The sequence below is a fragment of the Companilactobacillus alimentarius DSM 20249 genome (assembly GCF_002849895.1).
Classification (GTDB): Bacteria; Bacillota; Bacilli; order Lactobacillales; family Lactobacillaceae; genus Companilactobacillus; species Companilactobacillus alimentarius.
This window is the reverse complement of sequence record NZ_CP018867.1, coordinates 1,833,742-1,856,691: the sequence shown is the minus strand read 5'-3', so window position 1 is coordinate 1,856,691 and position 22,950 is coordinate 1,833,742. Positions and strand designations below refer to the sequence as shown.

General features: G+C 35.9%; 24 protein-coding genes. 9 read left to right on the top strand and 15 right to left on the bottom strand.

The features are described from left to right. Positions 1-143 precede the first annotated feature (143 nt). Complete coding sequence (locus LA20249_RS08860; protein WP_057737975.1) at positions 144-1,016, top strand: aldo/keto reductase; 873 nt, start codon at positions 144-146, stop codon at positions 1,014-1,016. A 111-nt stretch (positions 1,017-1,127) separates the two neighbouring features. Then, positions 1,128-1,271: a hypothetical protein gene (locus LA20249_RS11680; protein WP_157054432.1), complete on the top strand. Its 144-nt coding sequence runs from the start codon at positions 1,128-1,130 to the stop codon at positions 1,269-1,271. 222 nt (positions 1,272-1,493) lie between these two features. On the opposite strand, the gene LA20249_RS08855 is transcribed toward LA20249_RS11680, so the two are convergent. Continuing rightward, complete coding sequence (locus LA20249_RS08855) at positions 1,494-2,969, bottom strand: glycoside hydrolase family 1 protein (RefSeq protein WP_057737977.1); 1,476 nt, start codon at positions 2,967-2,969, stop codon at positions 1,494-1,496. 155 nt (positions 2,970-3,124) lie between these two features. On the opposite strand from LA20249_RS08855, the gene LA20249_RS08850 reads away from it, so the two are divergent. Beyond that, positions 3,125-3,877, top strand: a complete 753-nt coding sequence (locus LA20249_RS08850; protein WP_057737979.1) for a MurR/RpiR family transcriptional regulator — start codon at positions 3,125-3,127, stop codon at positions 3,875-3,877. Here LA20249_RS08850 and LA20249_RS08845 read toward each other — a convergent pair. The 11 genes from LA20249_RS08845 to LA20249_RS08795 all read right to left on the bottom strand — a co-directional run bounded on the left by LA20249_RS08845 (position 3,857) and on the right by LA20249_RS08795 (position 16,883). Continuing rightward, on the bottom strand, positions 3,857-4,663 hold the full coding sequence (locus LA20249_RS08845) for a formate/nitrite transporter family protein (protein ID WP_057737981.1): 807 nt from the start codon (positions 4,661-4,663) through the stop codon (positions 3,857-3,859). The genes LA20249_RS08850 and LA20249_RS08845 overlap by 21 nt on opposite strands. Before the next feature lie 194 nt (positions 4,664-4,857). After that, positions 4,858-6,288 (bottom strand): L-arabinose isomerase, encoded by a 1,431-nt coding sequence (gene araA, locus LA20249_RS08840; RefSeq protein WP_057737983.1) that lies wholly within the window; start codon positions 6,286-6,288, stop codon positions 4,858-4,860. A 17-nt stretch (positions 6,289-6,305) separates the two neighbouring features. Then, entirely contained in the window at positions 6,306-7,043 is a 738-nt protein-coding gene (locus tag LA20249_RS08835; protein WP_057737985.1) for an L-ribulose-5-phosphate 4-epimerase, read from the bottom strand. Then, entirely contained in the window at positions 7,012-8,646 is a 1,635-nt protein-coding gene (locus tag LA20249_RS08830; protein ID WP_057737987.1) for a xylulokinase, read from the bottom strand. The genes LA20249_RS08835 and LA20249_RS08830 overlap by 32 nt, the downstream gene beginning before the upstream one ends. Positions 8,647-8,658: 12 nt before the next feature. Further along, the gene (locus LA20249_RS08825) at positions 8,659-10,080 is read right to left on the bottom strand and encodes a sugar porter family MFS transporter (protein WP_057737989.1); all 1,422 of its coding nucleotides are present in this window, start codon (positions 10,078-10,080) and stop codon (positions 8,659-8,661) included. A gap of 268 nt (positions 10,081-10,348) precedes the next feature. Continuing rightward, positions 10,349-11,431 (bottom strand): GntR family transcriptional regulator, encoded by a 1,083-nt coding sequence (locus tag LA20249_RS08820; RefSeq protein WP_083477894.1) that lies wholly within the window; start codon positions 11,429-11,431, stop codon positions 10,349-10,351. 150 nt (positions 11,432-11,581) lie between these two features. Further along, complete coding sequence (locus LA20249_RS08815) at positions 11,582-13,195, bottom strand: ABC transporter ATP-binding protein (protein ID WP_057737991.1); 1,614 nt, start codon at positions 13,193-13,195, stop codon at positions 11,582-11,584. 256 nt (positions 13,196-13,451) lie between these two features. Further along, positions 13,452-14,138: a Crp/Fnr family transcriptional regulator gene (locus tag LA20249_RS08810; RefSeq protein WP_057737994.1), complete on the bottom strand. Its 687-nt coding sequence runs from the start codon at positions 14,136-14,138 to the stop codon at positions 13,452-13,454. 13 nt (positions 14,139-14,151) lie between these two features. Further along, positions 14,152-14,706, bottom strand: a complete 555-nt coding sequence (locus LA20249_RS08805) for a ferritin-like domain-containing protein (RefSeq protein WP_057737996.1) — start codon at positions 14,704-14,706, stop codon at positions 14,152-14,154. Beyond that, the gene (locus tag LA20249_RS08800; RefSeq protein ID WP_057737998.1) at positions 14,706-14,936 is read right to left on the bottom strand and encodes a heavy-metal-associated domain-containing protein; all 231 of its coding nucleotides are present in this window, start codon (positions 14,934-14,936) and stop codon (positions 14,706-14,708) included. The genes LA20249_RS08805 and LA20249_RS08800 overlap by 1 nt, the downstream gene beginning before the upstream one ends. 48 nt (positions 14,937-14,984) lie before the next feature. Beyond that, positions 14,985-16,883, bottom strand: a complete 1,899-nt coding sequence (locus tag LA20249_RS08795) for a heavy metal translocating P-type ATPase (protein ID WP_057738121.1) — start codon at positions 16,881-16,883, stop codon at positions 14,985-14,987. Positions 16,884-17,140: 257 nt separating this feature from the next. Between LA20249_RS08795 and LA20249_RS08790 the strand changes: the two genes are divergently transcribed. From LA20249_RS08790 to LA20249_RS08770, 5 genes are read left to right on the top strand one after another with little or no spacing between them, the layout of a single operon-like run. Then, entirely contained in the window at positions 17,141-17,398 is a 258-nt protein-coding gene (locus tag LA20249_RS08790) for a GlsB/YeaQ/YmgE family stress response membrane protein (protein ID WP_057738000.1), read from the top strand. Between the two features lie 9 nt (positions 17,399-17,407). Then, positions 17,408-17,953, top strand: a complete 546-nt coding sequence (gene amaP / locus LA20249_RS08785) for an alkaline shock response membrane anchor protein AmaP (RefSeq protein WP_057738002.1) — start codon at positions 17,408-17,410, stop codon at positions 17,951-17,953. A gap of 10 nt (positions 17,954-17,963) precedes the next feature. Beyond that, positions 17,964-18,158, top strand: a complete 195-nt coding sequence (locus LA20249_RS08780) for a hypothetical protein (protein ID WP_057738004.1) — start codon at positions 17,964-17,966, stop codon at positions 18,156-18,158. A gap of 3 nt (positions 18,159-18,161) precedes the next feature. Continuing rightward, positions 18,162-18,575: an Asp23/Gls24 family envelope stress response protein gene (locus LA20249_RS08775; RefSeq protein ID WP_083477895.1), complete on the top strand. Its 414-nt coding sequence runs from the start codon at positions 18,162-18,164 to the stop codon at positions 18,573-18,575. A 17-nt stretch (positions 18,576-18,592) separates the two neighbouring features. Continuing rightward, the gene (locus tag LA20249_RS08770; protein WP_057738006.1) at positions 18,593-19,036 is read left to right on the top strand and encodes an Asp23/Gls24 family envelope stress response protein; all 444 of its coding nucleotides are present in this window, start codon (positions 18,593-18,595) and stop codon (positions 19,034-19,036) included. Between the two features lie 65 nt (positions 19,037-19,101). Here the strand turns inward: LA20249_RS08770 and LA20249_RS08765 are convergent, their stop codons facing one another. The 3 genes from LA20249_RS08765 to LA20249_RS08755 all read right to left on the bottom strand — a co-directional run bounded on the left by LA20249_RS08765 (position 19,102) and on the right by LA20249_RS08755 (position 21,696). Then, positions 19,102-19,584 carry a threonine/serine exporter family protein gene (locus LA20249_RS08765; RefSeq protein ID WP_057738009.1) on the bottom strand — a complete coding sequence of 161 codons (483 nt, stop codon included), beginning with the start codon at positions 19,582-19,584 and terminating at the stop codon, positions 19,102-19,104. 1 nt (position 19,585) lies between these two features. Beyond that, on the bottom strand, positions 19,586-20,353 hold the full coding sequence (locus tag LA20249_RS08760) for a threonine/serine exporter family protein (protein ID WP_057738011.1): 768 nt from the start codon (positions 20,351-20,353) through the stop codon (positions 19,586-19,588). Between the two features lie 65 nt (positions 20,354-20,418). After that, entirely contained in the window at positions 20,419-21,696 is a 1,278-nt protein-coding gene (locus LA20249_RS08755; protein ID WP_057738013.1) for an LPXTG cell wall anchor domain-containing protein, read from the bottom strand. Positions 21,697-21,891: 195 nt separating this feature from the next. Between LA20249_RS08755 and LA20249_RS08750 the strand changes: the two genes are divergently transcribed. Then, entirely contained in the window at positions 21,892-22,797 is a 906-nt protein-coding gene (locus LA20249_RS08750) for a proline-specific peptidase family protein (protein ID WP_057738015.1), read from the top strand. Positions 22,798-22,950: the final 153 nt, after the last annotated feature.

The window sequence follows — 22,950 nt, the reverse complement described above, 5'->3', positions numbered from 1 at the left end:
ACTATTCCGAAACCAATTCAAAAATATCAACACATCATATTGCGTGACAATAATATTCATATTTTCCGGAGTAAATATTTGTATAAAATGAACTACTTAATTAATCTAACTATTGTAATAGTTAATTATTAGGAGGAATTTTGATGGATAAAAATAACGCAGCAAATGCTGGAACATTCAAATTTGATGATAATTTTATTGTTAATCGCCTAGGCTACGGTACCATGCAACTAACTGGTAAAGGAGTTTGGGGTCCATATAAAGATCCCGATCACGCCGTCGATTTGATCAAGAATGCCTTTGACCTAGGAGTTAACTTCATTGATACAGCTGATTCCTACGGTCCTTGGACTGCTGATTCATATTTGGCCAAGGCTTTGAAAGAATATTCAGATTCAGATAAGATCTTTATTTCTGATAAGGTTGGACAAGTTAGAACTGGTGAAAATGAATGGACTCCGGTTGGTGTGCCTGCCTTTCTTCGTCAAGAAGTAGAACTTTCATTAAGAATGTTCCATCGTGACCATGAGGACTTATTGTTCTTGCACAGAATTGATTCCCACGTTCCTATCGAAGATCAAGTTGGCGAATTAAAGAAAATGCAAGATGAAGGAAAAATCAAGCACATCGGTATCAGCCAAGTTTCACTTGACGAACTAAAAGCTGCTCAAAAGATTGCTAAGATTGATGCAGTCGAAAACATGTACAATGTTGGTCACCACAAGGATGATGATGGAATCGTTGATTACGCCGAAGAAAACAATATAGCCTTCTTGCCTTGGTTCCCACTAGATACTGGTAATCTAGCTAAGACCAACAGTCCTTTGGAAGACATTGCTAAGAAATACAATGCTAGTCCTGCACAAATTGCTTTGGCATGGTTATTGAAGCGTTCAAAGAACATTATTCCAATTCCTGGAACAAGTTCATTAGATCATTTGAAGGATAACCTCAATGCTGCCAATGTTAACTTGAGTAGTGAAGACTTTGAGAAATTATCTAGTTTACAAAAATAATTAATCAAACAAATCTATTTTCCACTTAAAACAATAGACCAGGGTAATCAAAGTACGGCTTTTTCTTAACTTTGATTAGTAAAAAATTCCGTCCTCCATAGCAAAGCAAATTTGGCTGGAACAATGTGGGCACGACTTGGAGCCTTTGCTAAACCCAAAATCGGGCAAAGTCTTCAAGCTCGGCCTTATTCTAAGCAACAAGTTGCTAAGAATAATTTCACATTTGAGCCAATTTACTTTGTTATTCCGGACTAGATAGTGGTTCTATATTTTAATGATGAAAACACAAATGGCACCTATATATAGAAATTTGTCCGTGCGCCACTCTTCAGGGACTTTTTTCAATAATATAGATGCTATTTTTAGCTTAAATTAATCTGAATAAACAAACTTAAGAAAGAACCAAAGTACGATTACCCTAGTCCATTTGTCTTAATACTCGAAAGCTGAACCTGTTATGTTCCGCTCTATTTTCTACTAATTTGTTTCGTCTAAAGCTGCACCATTTGTTTCAATAATATGTTTCATCCATTTATAAGATTTTTTAGGTGTCCGTTTCAAAGTACCATTTCCTTTGTCGTCCATATCGACATAAACGAAACCATAGCGTTTCTTCATTTCTCCAGTAGATAGGGAAACTAGATCAATTGGTGCCCACATCGTATAACCCAAACATGGTACGTGGTCAATATTGATAGCATCAGACATGGCACTAAGATGGTCTTTCAAATAGTCGATTCGATAATCATCTTCCACATAACCATTTTCATCAGCTTGGTCGATTGCTCCCATTCCGTTTTCAACAATAAAAATTGGTTTTTGAATTCGATCATAAATTTCATTCATTGTATATCTCAATCCTAATGGATCAACTGGCCAGCCCCAAGGCGTTTCTTTCAAATAAGGGTTTGAAGAGCCACCAACATTAAACCATTCATCCCCAGCTTTAGTTGTGCTGGAACGATAGTAACTAAAAGCAATAAAATCAAGTTGACCTTCTTTTAGAATCTGGGTATCTTCTGGTTCCATCTGTAATTTTTCAACATTATGCCGCTGCAAAAGTTCATCAGCATATTTAGGATAATAACCGCGTCCCATAACATCAATGAAATACCAATTCTCACGGTTTTCTTGTAAGGAATGGAACATATCTTCCGGCTTACAAGTAGCAGCATAAGCCGCACTCATCGCAAACATCGTTCCAAATTGGCTATTTGGCATCATCTCGTGACCCATTTTAACGGTTTTAGCAGAGGCCACAAACATATTGTGATCAGCCTGATAGCGATCTTGTCCCTGTGAATTGCGAACTCCAGTTGGTCCGAATCCACGAACAGCATTGATTTCATTAAAAGTTAACCAATACTTACAGCGATCGCCAAAATGTTCAAACAAAACTTTGGCGTATTTTACATAATCGTCAATCACACGTCTAGAATTCCAACCATCATATTTTAAAGCTAAATTGACTGGCATTTCATCATGACAAATTGTGATCAACGGCTCCATACCATATTTAACCATTTCATTGATAACATCATCGTAAAACTTTAAGCCCGCTTTATTTGGTTGTTCCTCTTCTCCAGTTGGAAAAATTCGACTCCAAGAAATTGAAAAGCGATAAACGTTAAAACCCATACCTGCCATGAGTTTAATATCTTCTTTATAGTGATGATAGAAATCGACTGCTTTGTGGCTTGGATAATACTGATCATCTAAAAATACTGGCTGTGCATCTTTAGGAACAGGATCCGCCAAAATAAAGGAACTGTTAGGTTCAATAATTGTTCCATCAGGCATCTTCATTGTGTGATGGCGAGGATGGTCCTTTGACCCGTCAGTTTCATAATCATGTGAAGAGATCCCTCGTCCACCTTCTTCAAAGCCACCCTCATATTGGAAATCTGCGGTAGCTCCGCCCCAGAGAAATCCTTTTGGCAATTCTTTTGACATATCATTATCCTCCTAACAATTTTGTCATTTCCATATGATATTTTTATCATAAGTTATTTGTATTATCATTGTCAACAAAATTGTTGAAATAAATTGACAATATTTTCATAGACCAGTAAAGTAAAATTACTTAATCTAATCGAGGTACACCATTAATGAATATCATCGTCAATATAAAAAACCAACAAGAGAAATTTTCTAAATCTGAACAAAAGGTTAGTGCCTATATCATTAATCATCCAGAGAATATTGAAACCTTCACTATCACCAAACTAGCTACAGAAGCCAAAACCTCAACCTCCGCTGTTTTGAGATTTTGCCAAACCTTAGGTTTTCAAGGATATAAAGATTTTCGCTTTGAAGTAATTCACTTCCTACACAGCGGCAAGCAAAAAAAAGATGCCAACAGCTTAGTTAGCACCTTTTTAAATGATTATGTCAGAGTCATCAATCAAATATCGCAAGTAAATCAAAACCAGATTAACAATTTAATTAATTGTTTGATGAATGATGAATTAAATTATCTATTAGGAACGTACTACTCGTCATTTCCTGCAAAAGAATTATATTATGGCCTATCCGACCTAGGTAAACCGTCCCTTTATTCCAACGACTATATCAATTCCGCCCACATCGCCTTAACAATGACCAAGAAATCTACCTTACTCCTCTTTTCAGCCAGTGGTAACAAGCATGATTTTGCTCAATTTTTACCAGATATTGCTAACGACATGCCAAAGAATTCTTTTTTAATAACGACCAATCCCAAAGCTGAACTAACAAAAATTTTTCCTAATACGATTACTTTACCAGGAGCAACTTTTGCCAATCGTTCTGTAACAGATGGTCAATCGATTCCAATTGTTTTTGTAGAACTGATTTTGAACCTAATTCATGAGAAATTGTAAAACTTTACTTCTATATTTCGAATGGTGTCGATTTTGATAACTTAAGTAATAAAAACCAGCCACAAAAATCAATCCACCAAGAATATTACCCAAGTACACTGGAACAAAGCTTTGCAAGAACAAATTCCAAGTACTGCCACCTTCGAAAATGGCTGCTGGAATAATGAAACAGTTAGCGATACTATGTTGAAACCCAATGGCTACAAAAATCATGATTGGAAACCAAATCCCCATAATCTTACCAGCCGCGTCTTTAGCTCCATAAGACAGCCAAACGGCTAAGCCAACTAACCAGTTACAGCCAATACCGGAAATAAAAGCGGATAGGAAACTCGCACTGGTTTTACTTGCGGCTATGGTAATCACGCTTTGTTGAAATGGTGCTACATGTGTTAAACCAACTACATGACCAAAAAAGTAAGCTACAAAAATTGCTCCCAAGAAATTAAACAACGTGATTATCGCTAGATTCTTCAAATAGTCATTAATCGACAGTTTCTTGGCAAAAATAGCTGATCCAACTGCCATCATATTTCCTGTAGCTAGTTCCCCTCCAGCTAACAAAATAATAATCAGCCCAATTGGAAAGACAGTTGCCCCCACAAAAGCTTTTACACTTGCTAGGTCTTTCGGAATTGAAGCACTAACTCTGACATAGGCCAAGAAACCGATTGAAATCATTGCACCACCGATAAAACCAAGAATCATCTTGGCAATCAGCGATTTCTTCAATTTACCCACGCCCGCATTGATACTTTTTTCTAAAATATCTTCAGGTGTAAACATATTATTTCTCCCATTTATTCATTTATTGCATTAAACATAGCTTGTTTCACGAACCAAGTCAACGATTCCTATTGAATTGTTCGGATAATCTGTTTACATAAATTCTTTGAAATATCTCTAAATAAAAACTGGCAAAATCCTATAGATATAATTGTAGGATTTTGCCAGTTTTTATGTTTTTTTTACCCTGTTAGTTACTTCAAATTCAAATTCTCATAAGTTAAGCCAAACATCTTACTCAAATCAGTTATTTGTTCAGAATCAATAGCGAATGAAAGAACGGTATGGTGTCCACCACCAGCAGTTAGCCATTCTTCTGCACCTTTTCTCCAACCTTGTTTAGGTGTCCAAAGTTGTTTTGCGATTGGTAGATGTGGTGTTTCCTTTTCTGGCTTATTTCCTTCAACATCGTAAGAAATCAATTTAAATTCCTTACCAAAATCAGCCATAGTTACATCGACTGCATCCCCTTGAGAACCAGTAAATACTAGTCTTGCGGGATCGGCTTTATTACCAATATCTAGTGGATGTACTTCAACCCTTGGCTTAGTAGAAGCAATTGTTGGATCAACTTCCAACATGTGTGAGCCTAAAATAGCTTCATGTCCTTTGCGTAAGTCGAGTGTGTAGTCTTCCATGAATCCAGTTTGTTTGTTGTGAGCAGCAATCTTAAGCAATCTGTCTAAAGCAGCTGTCTTCCAGTCACCTTCACCAGCAAATCCATAACCTTCTTTATTCAAAAGTTGAACAGCTAATCCTGGCAATTGTTCCAAGCCCTCTAGATCTTCAAAGTTAGTTGTGAAAGCTGTGTAGCCTCTGTCATCCATGAATTTCTTAATACCAAAGTATTCTCTAATTTGATACTTAGTATTGTGTTCAAATTTTTCAGAAGCGTTGTCGCCTTCGTTAAAATCGTACTCATTTTGAAGTTCTTTATATTTATTATCAATATCACTCTCAGAAACAGCATTTACTTCTTTAACTAAATCAGCTACACCCCAGTAATCGACCGTCCAGCCAAATTTGATTTGAGCTTCAATCCGATCACCATCAGTAACAGCAACGTTTCTCATCTTGCCACCAAAAGTAACGACTTTGATATTAAAGGATTCATTGTAAGCGACAGCAACGTCCATCCATTTAGCAATATCTTTTTGAATGTCTTTGTCTCCCCAATAACCAGAGATGATCTTGTTGTTTTTGTGCAAACGAGCATTGATAAAGGCGTATTCACGATCACCATGAGCTGATTGGTTCAAGTTCATATAATCAAAATCAATCGTGTCATAAGGAATATAATTCAATTTTTGAGTAGCTAGATGTAACAACGGCTTTTGCAATAATTTAGTTCCGCGAATCCAATTCTTGGCAGGTGAGAAAGTATGCATCCAAGTAATCACACCAGCTACCTTGTCGTTATAATTAATTTCCTTCATGATTTTAGTGATATTGTCAGCTGTTGTTGCAACCAACTTGAATTTAATTGGGTAAGGCAAGCTCTTGGATTCGTTTAACTTATCAACAATTTCTTTAGCATCTCTTTCAACTGATTTCAAAGTTTCAGGTCCATATAAGAATTGACTACCAGTAATAAACCAAAATTCATAATCTTTCATATTCTTCATAATATTTTCTCCCATTTTTAATTATTCAAAACGTGTTCAGCATGTGTTTTCGATTTAGCATTCGTTTGGCCGTAATAGGCGTTCTTACCATGTTTTCGATAATAATGTTTATCTAATAAGTATTGTGGAACTCTAATATCATCTCTAGTAAGCTGCAATGCGTGATAACTAATCTCCGCAGCCACCTCTAAAACTTTAGCGTTATAAACGGCTTTATCAGGCGTCTTACCCCAAGCAAATGGACCATGTTGACTTACTAATACAGCTGGAATTGCTTCTGGGTCAATACCTCTTTCTTTGAAAGTACGAACGATAACTTTACCAGTATTCTCTTCATATCCTTCTTCAATTTCTTTTTTCGTCAAAGGATCAGAGACTGGAACATCCCCATAAAAAGTATCAGCGTGAGTAGTGCTGGCTGCAGGGACATCCATATTAGCAGAAGCAAATGAGACTGCCCAAGGTGAATGAGTATGGACGATACCACCAATATCAGGAAACTCATTGTACAAAACTGTATGAGTTGGCGTATCGCTAGAAGGATTCAAATTGCCTTCTACAACTTCACCTTTTAGATTAACAACCACCATATCTTGAGGTTTCAGTGATCCATATTCCACACCAGATGGTTTGATAACGAACAAACCTTTCTCACGGTCAATTCCTGAAACATTCCCCCAAGTAAACGTAACTAAATTTAAAGCTGGTAAACGCATATTGGCGTCATAGACTTCTTGCTTCAACTTTTCGAGCATTATTTTCTCCTTTCAAATTTCCAGCAATCTTCTCAATTGATAATCCTGAAATATATTGCTGTGTAAACTTTTCATATCCTTTAACTCCTGTGGGTTCTGGACTTAAAGTCATACTTTCTGAATTTGTGAAAACATTTTTATCTAAGTAATCGCCTAATTTCAATCCGTGACTATCTTTGGCGTACATTGCTAAGATTGCCATGCCCCAAGGTCCACCTTCGCCAGCATTTTCCATAACTGTAATTGGCAAATTCAAAGCGTTTGAAAGAACTTGTTGCGCCATTATTTGTGTTTTAAAGAGACCACCTTGAGCAATCATCACATCTGTTTTAATGTTTTCTTCTTTGCTCAAAGAATCCATTCCAATTTTTAAAGGTGCAAAGGCTGAATATAGCTGCGTCAAAATAAAGTTAGGTAGATTGAACTTGCTATTTGGTGTTCTGACAAATAGTGGCCGACCATCTTTTATATCAGTGATATTCTCACCTGATTGATAGCCGTAATTTACTAAGCCACCGGCATCCGGATCAGATTTAGTAGTTTCCAAGAACAAAGCTTCATATAATTTGTCGGCTGGAAGATGAACTCCCAATCTCGTAGCAAATTCTTTGAACAATCCCGCCCAAGCATTAATATCAGATGAACAATTATTAACGTGGACCATTGCTACAGCTGAACCATCAGGTGTCATTACGACATCAATATTGTTGTGGACCTTCTTCAAAGGCTTCTCTAATACGACCATTGAAAAAGCCGATGTTCCAACAGAGATATTACCAGTTCGTTCACGAACACTATTAGTCCCGACCATACCAGTTCCAGCGTCGCCTTCTGGAGGAGCAATGATACTGCCTGCTGTTAGTTTCTTTGTAGGATCAAGTAAATTAGCTCCCTGTGAAGATAACTTTCCAGCCATTTCTCCAGCTTTTTTTACCTCAGGTAATAAATCTTCAACTTGCCAAGGATATTTCTTAACCAATTTTAAATTATCGAATTTATCTAACATATTCTGTGAATAAGAACCTGTCTTCTCATCAATCGGAAACATTCCTGAAGCATCGCCAATTCCTAAAACCTTAACTCCAGAAATTTTCCAAGTAACATAGCCTGCCAAAGTAGTCATGAAATTAATATTAGCTACATGTGGTTCGTCATTTAAAATAGCTTGATATAAGTGAGCAATACTCCATCTCTGAGGAATATTGAAATCAAATGCGGTAGTCAATTCTTTGGCCGCATCCGCTGTAATATTATTGCGCCAAGTTCTAAATGGAACTAACAACTTATCGGCTTTGTCAAAGGCTAAATATCCATGCATCATCGCACTGATTCCAATTGAACCTATTTTTAATATTGGCTTATGATATTTGCTTTGGACCTCAGCTGACATTGCAGCATAACTGTTCTGAATTCCCTTCCAAACATCATCGAGCGAATAGGTCCAGATACCATCTTGATATTGGTTTTCCCAGTTATAACTACCTGTGGCGATAGTCTTATAGTCTTCTGTAATCAAAACTGTTTTAATCCTGGTCGATCCTAGTTCAATTCCTAAAGAAGTATGACCTGTCGCAATGGCTTTTGATATTTCAACTAAATTCATCCAAATCACTTCCTAATAATTATTGATAGCAGAACTCTTTATAGATTTATTTTTGTTATCGTTTTCTTTGACAACACCTTGTTGCTCAATTTCTTCCAATGTATGTCCTTTAGTTTCAGGTACTCTAGTTCTAATAAACAAAACTCCGAGTAAACAAATTATTCCAAAAATAGCAAATACCATTTCTTGGGGCATATGTTCAGTCATGATTGGGAACATCAATCCAATTAAAAATGATCCTACCCAATTAGCTGAAGAAGCGATTCCTGATGCTCGGCCTCTAACTGCCAAGGGGAATATTTCGCCCACAAGTACCCAAGTTAGTGGTGCCCAAGTAAAGGAATAAAATGCCACGTAAATACTTAGGAAAAGAATAATTGTCATTGAATTTAGATTTGGAAATAACAAATTTAAAATTGCTGGAAAAATAAATGATAATCCCATTACAGTCCCACCAAGTGTTAACAAGGTTCTTCGATTGAACTTGTCGGCAATTACTAAGAACAATAATGATCCCAGTATCAGCAATACTCCTTGTACGATAGGCCACATCAAAACTGAACTTGCGGCTCTTCCAGTAGCTTTTTCAATGATCAATGGAATGTAATAAAAGATTGCATTGGCACCTTGAAATTGTTGAAAGGCTGCTACACCGATACCGGCAATTACTAAGTAACGATATTTTCCACTAAACATTGTTTTGAGCGATACATTGTTTGTTGCTGCCTTATCATCTGTTGCTGTTTCTTGAATATTTTTTAACTCCGCTTCGACTTCATCTGCTGGTCTAATAAATGACAAAACCGTCTTAGCTTCATCGAGACGATTATTTTTAACCAAAAATCTTGGTGATTCTGGTAGTTTCAAGACACCTAAGAACAAGATAACTGCGGGTACAGCTGCTAATCCAAGCATCAAGCGCCAAGCAAATTGTTCCGGAAGACCTTTAAGTAAGAAATCAACTACATAAGAAAGTAACATTCCCGTACAGATCATCGTTTGATTGATTCCGGTTAACCGTCCTCTTAAATTAGCCGGTGCAATTTCTGACATATAAGCTGGTACCAAAGCGGAAGAAGCACCAACCGCCAATCCTAGAAAAATTCGAACGGCTATTAAATAATACTGACCATTGTTGGGAACAACTCCTGATAGTAAAGATCCTGCAGCAAAAATTAATGCTGAAATCAAGATCATCTTTCTTCTCCCAATTTTATCTGACCATTTCCCGGCCAAAGCTCCACCAAAGATAGCTCCAAACATCACGGCCGATGTAATCATTCCAACTACTCCGGCACTGTTTTGAAGATTCCAATCACTCTGTAAGAATGGCAAAGCACCAGTCATTACACCAATATCATAACCAAATAGAATTCCTCCGAATGAACCAAAGAAGTAAATAAAGCCTCGTGAAATCTTTTTTGAATTTCCCATAAGTCATACCTCCTTATTTAACAAACAATTTTGTAACCGTTTTCTTCAACAAAGTCATCTTACTTTATTTGTACGGATAAATCAAGGCTGTATTATTGCTTTCTAGCATATTTATACTGATAACAATTTAATAATCCATTGATATTCGTACGTATCAATGGATTTATTATTATAATTAATCTTTCAAAAATAAATTTCATCTAAAAAATAAGCGACAACAATCACAATTCGATTGTTGTCGCTTATTTAAAATTATTTTCTAGCATATTTAATTAATCTTGCGTGTCGATTCTCTTAGAATTACTTCTGGTTCATACTTTATATATGGAGGTACCTTCTTTCCATCCATCAAGTCGAAGAGCATTTTAGCTGCCTGTCGACCCATCTTTTCTTTAGGATGTTGAACGGTACTCAACTTGGGAGCAATGTACTTCGATAGTTGATAATTGTCAAAAGCAATCACTGAAATATCATCAGGAACCTTGAGATTCAGAGTCCGAATCAAATCCATTATTTGGATCGCTAATTGGTCGTTATAACACACAACGGCACTTGGGTGGTCTTCACGTCTAAAGATGGTTTCAATTCTTTGGAAAAGTGCATGTAGATTATCAGTTGATTGATACATGACGATCTCACTTAAATATGAATACTGACTGTGAGTCTGGTATGAATTAATATAGCCATTCATACGATGAACCCCTTGACTATCATCAATTTTAAAGATTCCTAAAATCCGCTTATGTCCCATTGCAAACAAGGTATCCGTAGCTTCCTTGCCTGAAGCAACATCGTCCATTTCAATATAATTAAATTTCAAATTAGGATAGTGAGAGTTAATAAAAACTGTCGGTAATTTTGATGTTGCTAATTGATCAAAGAGGTCCTTATTAGGATTACTCAACGCACTCTGTGTCGGTTCAATGATTAATCCCGAAATATTACTGTTGAGCATTCCCTCTAAACTAGTTCTTTCTTTCTCAGGATCATTTTGGGTATTCCCTAATAGAATCGTATAACCTTCGTTTGAAATATAACGATCAATTCCCGTAATTATATTGGGAAAAATATAATTAGCAATATGGGTTGTGATTACACCAATCTGCTTATTCTCTAAGGGCTCTTGACGTATTTTCTTTTGCCAATCATCGACAAACATCCCACCGCCTTGAATCGTATAAATAAATTGTTCATTTTCAAGGTCACTGATAGCTCGTCTAATCGTGTAACGACTGACTTGATAAGTTTTCATCATAGCTGATTCAGTCGGTAGCTTATCGTTGATGGCATAAGAACCAGATAAAATCTTTTCTTTGATATCTTTTTCGACCATTTCGTATTTTGTTTCCAATAAACATCTCACCTCCTTACCAAAACAATTCAACTATTCTCATTTTATCATTATTTCTTATTGGTACGGACAACTATTACTTAAAATCACTAAAAAAGCCAAAGTAATTCTAATAAGTGATTTCTAATCGAATAGTACCTCTACATTAATTTATTCTGAAAGATCAATTTGCTTATTAAATAATCTAAGTATGCTTTGATCAATGCTGTGTGTAATTACGAATAATGTTAATTCTTTATTCTTAACTAGTACGTCCATTACTTTTTCAGCATTCTTTTTATCCAAGGCAGAGGTCCCTTCATCAACTATTAGAACTGGACGCTTTCTTATAAAGAATCTTGCCAAAGATACCCGCTGTAGTTCACCACCAGATAAAGTTTCGCTTCCAGAACTAATCAATGTGTCTAACCCTTTAGGCAAGGTCGATACTTTTTGTGTCAACTGTGCTTTTTGAATTGCTCTATCTATTTGTTCTTGATTGTAATTTCCATTGGACAAGGTAATATTTCGTGAAATAGTATCGTTGAATATATGATATTTTTGAGGCTGTATCCCGAATACTTTTAAAAATGAAATTTTATTAAAATTAGAATACTCAATATCATTCAATTTTAATGAACCATTATAATTGTTCATTCGTCCGGTCAAAAGGTTTATGAGCGTTGTTTTTCCGCTTCCACTTGGTCCAGTTATTACGACCTTATCTCCTTTATCTATCTTAATATCAGGATATGCTATTCGTGTGCCATTCTTATATGTATAAGATAAATTACTCAATTCAATCTTTTTAACATCATCCAAGGCACTTTGATTTTGTTTCTTTTCGGAATCATTGACGTGAATGTCTTTTGTTAATGACTCAATTTTATCTTTGATTGAAGATCCAGATTGTAAAAGAATAATGCTATCTGTTGCTACAGAAACTGACCCAAACAACTGAAAAGCTAGATTACCGGCACTCATTACAACACCAATAGAAACTATACTTTTGATTGCTAAATAACCAGCTAATGCAATTATTGCAGCTTGTGCCACTATATTTATAAAAGCTCCTAATTGGGCCGCAGTCTGTTGTGCCTTTTTTTGATCAACATACGAATTCTCCAATTTGTGAAACTGGTGCCGAGTTTGATTCCACAGTTGGAAAAGCGCACCATTCCACAATAAATCCTTGTATCCTTTAGTCCAATCATTTAACTTCTTCAACAGTTCGTCATTATTATTAGAAATATTCTTCGTTGTGGTTCTTAATCTCTTACCAACGATTTTAGGGACTAGCAACAAACAAACTGTCATCACGATTGATAGAAGCAAAAGTGACCAATGTAAGTAAACCAAAGCAATCGCTGAAAAAACGATACCGAAGATACAATTGAATAATTCGTAAAATCCCTTTAAGTATTGTTGGTCGAACAACAGAACATCATTAGTGACCACATTAATCATCTTATCGGAATCTAAGTCGTTTTCTAAAGCCGTGGACATCTGATTTTCCATATATTTTTGCCGTATATCATGATTCTCTTTTTGGATCAATTTTTCTTCGAGAACTCGAGTATAATAACCAGTTACCCAATGGATTAAATATCCTAAAATCATTATTGCCAGTAACGTCAAGAAAAGTTTTACTTTACGATCAATGATAGTATCTATTGCATAAACAAGTATCAAATTAGCAACAGTTTCCAGTGCATTGGTTGAAATTGTTAGAAAAGTTACTAACAAGATTAAAATTGGATGTTTCTTAATCATTTTCTTTATCATTTGTACTACGGCTTCTTTCTTAATATTTTTTAATGTTCTAATTTATATTTAATATTAGTTCAAAAAAAAAAAAAAAATAAACCCTTTATTTGTTTCTTCTTTTGAGTATAATTATTATTCCAATAGTATTTTCTTTCAAATAATCAAAATATTTTAAATTAGAATTATATTAGAATAAAGCAAAAAAGACACCAAATATCTTCTATTCGAGATACTTGGTGTCTTTTTGCTTTTTATAACTTAGATATAAACGGCTCTAGTCTATCATCATCAGCCTGTCTTCATCTAAAATTTTAAATTTATTATTACTAATCTTTTCAATCATACCTTGCTTAACTAAAAGTGTTAACTTCCGACTGATTGTCTCAGGGGTCGTTCCTAGGTATGTTGCAATATCTTTTTTCTTAAGTGGTAAGGTGAAAACTTCTTCATCCAAACCGGCACTTGTTTCCAACAAGTAATTTGCCAATCGGCTTTCAACACTGGAAGTAGTAACTTCAGCAGTTTGTTGCTCCAACTGGACGATTCTTCGACCTAGGGCATTGACCATATTTACTGCCAATGCCGGGGATTCTTGCATCAATTTTTGGAAATCTGTTCTAGAAATCTGACAAACATCGGTATCCATTAATGCTTGTGAAAAATTGCTATGTTCAGCATCAGAGAACAAGGCTGCCTCTCCATCGAAATCACCAGTCTGCAAGACACGTAACATTTGTTCTTTCCCACTCGCTGACATTTGGAAAACTTTTGCCTGTCCGTGAGCCACGATAACTAACGAATCAGCAACATCCCCAGCGGAAAAGATGTATTCGCCATTTTTATAATGGTGATGCGTTACTAGAGTTGCCACAGTTTCAATATCCTTTTGCGATAGGGTTTTAAAAATTGGGACCAACTCGACACAATCTTCTGCCGTATGGTCATGCGCTAACTTTGCCATTAATTATCTCTCCTTAATCGAAGTCTTCGTCATCCTCTTCTTCAAAGCCTTCCTTAGCTGATTTGCCAAGTAGTGCTTGATAGATTCTGATTTGGTGATTATTGAAGCCAAGTAATTGTACTAGAACTTGTGCCATGAATGGACGATCTTCATTTTCAGCCAACTTGATAGCACGAGTTACGAACATATTGTCAGTACTAAAGTCATCTACGACTGTTTGTAGCATGTCTTCTGCCTTCATGTACTTGTTCTTGCCGTCTTCTTCAAGCATGGAATATTCAGTATATTCTTTCATAGTTGATGGTGGCAATTCGCCCTCATCTAATAATTCATCAGCAATCTTATCATACCAAGCATTGTTTTCGTCAATTGTTTGATTCAAAACAGCCTTATAGTTCTCAGCGTTTGCGCCTTTAACGAACCATTTGATTTGGTGCAACTTGATATTCAATAAGAAATGATTAGAGACGATATGTCCTGTCATTGCCCCTGCGGTTGGTTTGTGGTGATCTGCGTCAGCTTGCTTTTGTTCTGCTGCAAACTTTTCATCAATTGTTAATTTTGCCATTACTTAGTCTCCTTAACTTTAACTTTTTTAACTTCATAGCCTAAATCTTTAATTACATCAGAAATTTTATCTGCGGAAGTTGTATCCTCATCAAAATCTGCTCTAACTTTTCCAGCGTTGAAGAGAACCTTGACATTTGAAACGCCATCTTGGTTTTCAACACCCTTTTGAATCTTTGTTAAACATGATGGGCATGTTAATTCACCTAATTGTAAAATTGCTTTTGCCATAATTGATTCCTCCATTTGCTTTTATCTAACTTACAAATACTATCTTACTTAGTTTGCTGTTTTAAGAACTTGATTTGTATCAAGTTTTTTAGATTTATTTCTAATTAATCTCATCGCATTGAAGATAACGACTAAAATACTTATTTCATGGACAAACATTCCACTACCCATATGAATTACTCCGACAACTAAGCCAAGCAACAATAGAGCAACTGTTCCTACCGCAATAATGATATTTTCCTTCGTATTGGCAACGGTCTTTTTCGATAACTTATAAGCATGTGCCAAAGCGTCAAAACTTGATTTAACTAGGATAATATCAGATGTTTCAATCGCAACATCAGTTCCACTACCCATTCCAATACCAATATCAGCAGTAGCAAGGGATGGTGAATCATTGATTCCATCACCAACAAAGGCTACGGTACTACCCTGTTGTTTGAATTTCTTTACAAATTCAACTTTGTCCTCAGGTAATAGTTCAGCATGAACTTCATCAATTGGCAATCTGTCGGCAACTCTTTGAGCAGCCACCTTGTTGTCACCGGTCAACATGACGATTCTCTTCAAACCGGCATCCTTTAAAGCTTGTAAACCTTCACGAGCATCTGATCTCAATTGATCATTAACACCCACGACGAGACGTAATTCACCATTGATTGCCATTAAAACGACTGAATCACCATCATTCATCCGACTGTCGATAGCTTTTCTTTGTGCAGCAGAAATCTTAATATCATTAGCTTTCATAAGACGTTCGTTACCGACAAGAATCTTGAAGTCTTCGTTTTGGCCAACTAAGCCTTGCCCTTTAACTGTATCGAGTTCTGGCAATTTAGGAGTATCTGTTACACCGAGATCATTAGCGTACTTAACAATTGCTTGTCCCAATGGATGATCAGAAGTCTGTTCAACGCCAGAAAGCAAAGCCATCATTTCATTCTTATTCTTACCAAAGTTGGTTACTTCTGTAACTGACATCTTGCCAGTCGTCAAAGTACCAGTCTTATCAAGTACCAAAGTATCAACGTGTGAGAATGTATTAACAGCATTTCCACCCTTCATCAAGATACCATTCTTAGCACCATTACCGATTCCGGCTACGTTAGAAACTGGCGCACCGATAACCAAAGCACCAGGGCATCCCAAAACTAACACTGTGATTGCTAGTGCAAAGTCTTGAGTAATAGCCCAAACTAAGATTCCAATGATTAAAACAGCTGGTGTGTAATATGTCGCAAATTTATCAATAAAACGTGCAGCGGGTGATTGACTATCTTGTGCTTCTTCAACTAATTCAATAATTTTACCAAAGGTAGTATCTTCACCAACAGAAGTTGTTTCAATCGTAATTGTTCCATTATCTGTGATTGAACCGGCAAAAACCTGATCTCCGAGTCCCTTTTCAACTGGAGTTGATTCACCAGTAATTGAAGCCTCATTCATATAACCTGTTCCAGCAATAATCTTGCCATCAACGGGAATTTGACCACCAGGCTTAACTAGAACATGATCCCCTTCATCCAAATCATCAACATCGACTGTTTCAGTCTTACCATCTTCATTAACTAGTTCAGCGGTGGTTGGTGCCATTTTTGTCAAACTCTTCACTGAAGAACGTGTCTTCTCCAAAGTCTTTTGTTCCAAGAAATTACCAAAGAGAAATAGAAAAGTAACAACAGCTGATTCTTCATATTCGCCAATAATAAAAGCACCGATAACGGCAATTGTCACTAATAATTCGATACTGATTACTTTATTCTGCAAAGCTGATATCGCATGCAGTGCCACCGGGATTGCCCCAATAATACTTGCAACAATCATCATTGCCGTTCCAAGCGTTGGTAGTTTGAGTAGAAATTCTGAAATCAAACTCAACGCAATAAGAATAGCAATTGAAGCTGTGATTTTATTTTGGTGTTTCGTGATCCAAACATTTAATTTAATCATTTCAATTACCCCACTTAATTATCATTTATCAAAGTCATGTAACTCACTGACTTAACTTACAAGACCTATTCTAATAGCAAGTGCCGTATAAAAAATTGATAGTCATCAAGTTTTATTTAATTAACTTAAATTTGCTTATTATATTTTTTTTATAGTTTTGATTAGTTATTACTAGACAAAGTTACCAGAATTTTTTTAATATAGATTTATAAATAAAAGAAATATTAATTTCTTGGATGAAGGGAATGGTTAATATGTTACATGCATTGTGGGTTATTATAGTTGGTGCCGTAATCGGGGCCGTAGCTAGTATGATTATCAATCGAGACATGCCTTGGGGGTGGATCGGTAATATCGTTGGAGGACTAATCGGAGCTTGGCTTGGTGAAAGTATCTTTGGAGCTTGGGGACCAAACATTGCCGGTATGGCAATTGTTCCAGCTATCATCGGAGCCGTGATCGTAGTACTCTTAACCACTTGGATCTTCAGCAGCATAAATAAAAGAGCGTAGGTAAAAATTATGAAAAAAATATCGAAAGGTATTCTCATAGTTGCATCTATCTTAGGATTGCTTCAGGTTTTATGGTTTGTTGCTTTAACATATCCGTTAGTACCAGTAATCAATTGGACTAATAGCTTACCAATCTCACGAGATTTCTTCTTCTACACAGCTTTAGTCTTTGCGATTATCTCGGCAATCGTTTTCATAGTTTTAATGATGTATGCCATCTTCGTTCCGACGAAACATCAAGAGGTTAGTTTTAATTCTTCCAATGGAAAATTACGTATTTCTAAAGATTCTATTGAAAAAATTATTACGAGAAAAGTTCGGGAAATCCCATCACTTACCAAAGTTGATGTCGACCTAAAAATTTTAGGTAAAAATCGTCAGGCAAAGATGTTCATCTCAGCTCTCAGTAGCGAAAGTCAAAACTTGAAACAACAAGGCGAACAGATCAAACGGATTGCTAATGAACAACTTTCACAACACCTAAGTATTCCTATTAAGAAGACAACGGTTGATTTGAAACCTAATCTAAATAACGAAAAAGTCAAAGTAGTGTGAGGATAATATTATGAAAAGAGGCATAATCGGTTCTATTATCGGAAGCGTCTTAGTTATTATCTGGATCGTCTTAGGCTTTGGAAACTTATTATTAGTAGTACTAGCCGGGATGGTTGGATATTTAGTCGCCACCGTGACAGGTTCTTCTAAAGACAAGAGTGATCTACGTACAAGGATCACCAAAATTTTACAAATAAAGGAGTAACTCATGACAGCACAACAATTGAACGTTGATTTGATGAAAAACAGCAAATTAAAATTTAATGAAGACGTGATTGCCAAAATAGCTGGCATGGCGATCCAAGATATTGATGGAATTCTCTCCATGAATGGGAATGTTTTCGACAATCTTGCCGACAAGATTCGTAGTAAAAACGACATTACCAAAGGTATTGACGTTGACGTTGGTGAGAAACAAACTGCTCTGGACTTGGAAATTATTCTTGAATATGGCAAAGACGCTCACCGGGTCTTTGAAAATATTCTTCAAGAAGTAAGCGCCGCAATTGAAAGTATGACTGGTTTGAAAGTCATCGAAATTAATGTCTACATTAGTGACGTTATGACTAAAAAAGAATGGCAAAGACAAAACAAATCTAACGATAATAATCGTGTCAATTAGAATAGGGGTAATTTAAAATGGTTAATTCACAAACAAACTCACAAAACTCACAAGGTTCACAAGCGAAGTCAGTTCAAAAGGAATTGAATTTCTCAGATAAGGTTTTAGAAAAAATTGCTAGTCAAACAGCCCACTCGATTGATGGTGTTTTATCACTAAGTGGCGGTGCTATCAGTAATTTAACTGACAGATTCGTTGACAATCCTACTAAGGGCGTTGATGTAGAAAATGAGGACGATAAATTATCATTTGAATTGAAGGCTATTTTAGAATATGGAAAATCAGCCCCACAAATCTTTGATAGAGTCGTTAATAGCGTTGCTCGCTCAGTAAAAGAAATGACTGGTAAAGAAGTCGATAAGATCACATTAAATGTTGATGACTTAATGACTCACTCCGAATGGAGTAAACAACAAAACAGTAAGAAAAATGACAATAACGACGACAACAAAGAAGAATAGTAAAAAACAACCCCAAAGAGCTCGGTAATCATATTCTGATTATCGAGCTCTTTGGGGTTTAATGCTCAATCTAAACGTTTGTTACGCCTTATTCTTGTCCTTCTTTTCTCCAAATACTTTTTAAATGGTGGATAAACTTTACTAGCTATAGCTTCAGCTATCACAAAACCAATAGCTAATGACATCCCTACGGTCACTGCCTTAATTAAGCCATGAGCAGCTAAGCCATCATATCCTAAGGTAAAATTTTTCATACTATTATAGATAATAATTTCGGGGACTAAAGAAACCAAACATGGTACATAAAAAATATTTACTGGCGCCCTAACTAAAATGGCCGCAAAATTTCCCAGCAGCCCTATTACTATTGCCGCTAAAAGATTAGGCATAATAACACCATGAGTGTACCAACCAGTGATTATATAAACGACCCAAGCAATTGCGCCAATCAAACCAGCTGGTATTAAGGTTCTCTTCGGATTATTAGTAATGATTCCAAAGCCCACACTGGAAAGGAACCCAAAAACAAAACCTAATAAAATCTGCATTTTACATTCCTCCCACAATTGCTTTAATCAAAATTTGACCGATTACCACGCCACTACCAATTGAAATTCCTGCCATGATAGCGTCAGTCGCTCTAACTAATCCTGAAATGGTATTTCGCTCAATTATCTCTCGCAAAGAGTTGGTCATGGGAACACCTGGCACTAAAGGCATTAAGGAACTAATGATAATACTATTAGCACTAGTAGCTATTCCTGAAATTGCTAGAACATGAGCCAGAATACTAATAGTCAAACCACCGACCGCCACAGAAATATAAGGTATTTTGGAATGCTTCCCTACAAATTGCGTCATAACATAACCCATGATCCAAACAAAAAACGATAAAAAGAGATCAAACCAAGTAGCCTTAAAGAGTAACATCGGTGCAACTGAGACTAACCCCGCTCCTAACCATTTCTGCCACCAAGTAAAATCAGAGGTGTCATATTCAACTTCTACCACGGCATTTTTTAACTCAGAGAAAGTCAATTCATGTTGTGAGAACTTTCGAGAAAGAGTATTTATCTTATCAACTTTTTGTAAATTAAAATCTCCTACACGTACTTTAAATATCCTAGTCGTCGCTGTTTTTTCGGAGCTGACAAAAATACCAGTCATGGTAGCGTGACAAATCACTGGCATATTTACGGCTCGCCCAATATATTCAACTGTATTCTCTACTCGAGACGTTTCAGCACCATTTTCCAAAAGTACTGTGCCAATTTGACCACAGAGAGTCACAACATCTTTTTCATCGAAATCTCCCATAATTTTCTCCTTAACTGGTAGATTTAATTGTAAAAAAAAGCCTGTGACTTTGCACAGAACTTAGTTTATTTTTTCAAATAGGTTTCCTTTATCAAGACAATCCACAAAATCAAAAGCAGACCACCAATAACACCTAAGGCACCATCAGTTTGTTCACCCGTTTGCGGCAAAGTAATGAGCTTATTCTTTGTTGAATCCGTCTTATCGGACCTAACCGTTTCCGAATCAACTTTACCTAATTTAGACAAAAGACCAGGAAGATCGGAATTATTAGTTAAACTTGTCAAATCCGCTGTGTTTACACTTCCAAAATCTAACTTGAAATTAAGGTTCTTATCAATTCCAAATTCAGGCAAATTCAACGATACATTTCCATCAATATCCTTACTTAAAGCCATCATACTACTGATTGGAAAAGCAACTCTAAGATAATTGCTATCTCCCACACTCGTAAAGCTTAAGTTGATTGGTTTTTGATGATTAAGATAATTAATTTTTATAGCTGAATTACCAAACTTCTTAGGGTACTTAACCGTCAGTTCTACATAATAAGTACCATTTGAATCTTGAATTACCTTGGCTGTATTGGTAAAGTACGGTGAAATCAGTGCCCCGTCCCCCACACTTTTATCAACTTTATAGGTCAATTCTTTTAAAATAGTTCTATCATTACCCTTGTTATCGTTAGTATTTTCTGTCTGTGTACTACTATCAGGTGTCGCAATAATATTACTATCTTGCTTGCTCTTCTTTAGTATAGTTGTATCCGTAGTATCTACTGAATTATTCTCTGTTTCCGCATCAGTAATTGATTTCAAACTATCAGAAAATGATTTTTTCGGTCCTAATTCATCTAAACTACTGGAATCAAATTTGAAACTCACATCTGTTTTATTGATATTATAGTTGATTAACTTCGTCTGAACCGTACCGTCTATCGGCTTTTCTAGATCAGACAATTGTTTAATATTGAAACTAATGTCGACATACTTTTTGTCATTTTTCATATAACTAGCGGATTCACTAGGATTTTGTTCATTGATTGCGGTAACCTCCAAACTAGTCAAATTGGAAATCTCCGCTGTAATCGTTACTTTATAAGTGCCATCGTCATTGGATGAAATCTCAGCACTCTTTGTAAAAAAAGTATCTGCTGGTGACAATTCACTTGAATCTTTCTTATATACTTCATAATTAATTGTTCGTTCATCATTGTTATTACTGACGTCTGCTTGAACTGTTTCTTCCACTGAATTTGGCAGAGCAAGATCACTTGATCCCGATACACCAAATGTCCCCCAGAGTATCCCCACAGACAATAGACTAATTACCCACTTCTTCATCGTATCGCCCTTCTTTAAAATGTGTATACCAATTTTATCATATATATTATTTGCATTTAAATATTACGCTATATTTTTCCATAATTAAAATAAGATTTTTATTAAAATCATTAAAAATATATTATAGATTATTTGAAATGACCTTGGATATAGCGATATACTTAGAACTATCATTTGCAGGAAGGTGACTATCTTATGAAACAAGGAACAACAATTTTGACATTGGATAATGGCTACCATTTATGGACTAATACCCAAGGCCATGGTGACATCAAACTACTTTGCTTACACGGTGGACCTGGTGGCAACCACGAATATTGGGAGAATTTCGGTGAAAAACTTGCCGATTTAGGTGTCCAAGTAACAATGTATGACCAACTAGGATCATGGTATTCTGATCAACCCGACTATAGCGACCCCGAAATCGCTAAAAAATATCTAACATACGACTATTTCTTAGAAGAAGTCGAAGAAGTTAGACAAAAATTAGGATTAGACAACTTCTATCTAATTGGTCAATCATGGGGTGGCGCATTGGTTCAAATGTATGCTGCTAAATATGGCAAACATTTGAAGGGTGCTATTATCTCAAGTATGGTTGATGAAATTGACGACTATGTAAAACATATCAATCAATGTCGTTTAGATGCCTTAGGTGCTGACAAAGTTAAATATATGGAAAAAGTTGAAGCTGAAAATAATCTTTCAGATCCAACTTACCAAAGCTACGTCGATGTTTTAAACGCTGAATATGTTGACCGTAAACAACCAACAGCTATCAGACACTTAATTGATACAACTGCTACACCTGTTTACAATACATTCCAAGGTGACAACGAATTTGTTATTACTGGTAAATTAAAAGATTGGCACTTCAGAAAACATCTTAAGGAGATTACTGTTCCCACACTTCTAACATTCGGTGAACATGAAACAATGCCTATCGAAACTGCTAAGATCATGCAAAAGGAAATTCCACATGCACGTTTGGTAACAACACCAAATGGTGGACACCATCATATGATCGACAATGCTCCCGTTTATTTTGATCACTTAGAACAATTTATTAAAGACGTTGAAGACGGTAGTTTTTCTGACTAATATTTACCTTTTAATTAATGTAAAATTGGTGCTTCTAAAAGAATCATGTTAAACTAAGTCTTTCAAATCTAACAAAAAAGCTGTTCGTCAACCTAGTTGATGGCAGCTTTTTTATTGGCATTTGGGCAAAAAAAATAGAATCCATGGCTCGAA